Source organism: Zobellia sp. OII3, assembly GCF_002211465.1.
Classification (GTDB): domain Bacteria; phylum Bacteroidota; class Bacteroidia; order Flavobacteriales; family Flavobacteriaceae; genus Zobellia; species Zobellia galactanivorans.
In genome coordinates this window covers 1-1,421 of record NZ_MWRZ01000031.1, presented here as the reverse complement: position 1 = coordinate 1,421, position 1,421 = coordinate 1, and the positions used below count along the sequence as shown (strand labels likewise).

At 36.9% G+C, this 1,421-nt stretch carries 1 protein-coding gene; it reads right to left on the bottom strand.

What is annotated here, in order from left to right:
• Positions 1–141 precede the first annotated feature (141 nt).
• Positions 142–1,032 carry a type I restriction enzyme HsdR N-terminal domain-containing protein gene (locus B4Q04_RS22345; RefSeq protein ID WP_088698187.1) on the bottom strand — a complete coding sequence of 297 codons (891 nt, stop codon included), beginning with the start codon at positions 1,030–1,032 and terminating at the stop codon, positions 142–144.
• Positions 1,033–1,421 lie beyond the last annotated feature (389 nt).

The window sequence follows — 1,421 nt, the reverse complement described above, 5'->3', positions numbered from 1 at the left end:
AAGATAGTGCCAAGGGTGAAAAGAGCCTTGGTTTGATGATTTACGAACCGCCGTATACGAGACCCGTACGTACGGTGGTGTGAGGGGTGCACTCCGTCATTTGATGGCGGAGCCATCCACTCGATTACCTGCTGGCTTTTTTCAGTTTATTATTCGTGTTAATTTTAATGGCAAGAAAATTTCTTTATCATTTTCCTCCAATTTTTGTCCGATTTCACATTCTACATCCACCATATAAGCTCTGTCCGGAAATCGTACAGCGACACGACCTTCTTTTTTACGAGTCAATAACATTTCAAATCCGTCATCAGGAATTTTTCCTTTCAGTTGTTTTAGAACGTCTAGATGAAAATCAAATGTTGCCACATAAGTTGTGTCATTTAAAGTAGCTCCGCCGACATTGATAGTGAACATATCATTGTCAAGTTGAGTTATGTTTGTAACTGGTATTTGCGGGAAAATCAAAATCGTATTTTTGTCAAATCCAAGCCGTTTTAGGTGTAATCCTAAATCTTTTTTGTATTCAAGACTATTTGTTGAAAATACATTTTTAGGCGATAAGATAGCTTTAAGATTTTCCCAGTATAGTGGTATTGCCTGAATTTGGAAATGCATAAGTGGTTCAAAATTGTCTACACTATAAAGGACAAATTCTTTTCCATTACAGAGCGAAAAAAATCTTGCTCTTATTTCAGGATGAATTGCGTAAGAATATGCCTGTTCAACATTTTTAGATTTTATTATTGATTCCGTAGGCGACTTTGCATCTAAAATCCAGCTTGGTTTGTCATTGACTTCAAAAAGATAGTCTGGAATAATATAAATTTTCTTTTTCTGCGAGCCAATTGCAACGAATGGATGGATTAAATTTCTACTCCGAATAATTTGGTTTGGTTTATTTGCACTATACCCTAAACCTTTGATTATCGGAAGAACTATTTCTTCACGAACTGAATCTTCCTTAAATTCAGGGTTTTCCAACAGACGATAATCGAAATGTTCTAAAATATTGCTGATTTTCTGACTGTTCATTATTAAGCACGATGTTTTTTAGCTTGCAGGTAACGGTTGAGCTATGAACAGTACGGGAGCAAACTAGCGTTTGCTTTCCGCCACGCACATAGCGAAATCTTTTGGTTTTGTTTTATTTTTTTTATTGTCCAAAGCGAAATCCCAAAGATTTCGCGACATCATAAATATACACAGACCTTCGTATTTAACATCCAAGCCCGTATTGTTTATAGGTGTTGTGCCTGTTGCACAAGTTAACGAAAAAACCACATAGGCTAAAGGAGATCTTAACGTTGGGTCGTTAATTTTAGGTATGCAGGGAAAAAAGGAGTATCAAGAAAAACTGTTCGCCCATTTCCAGTTGAGCGAGCGAATCCCCAAGAACAATTTCTACAGGCGGTTGAAAGAGG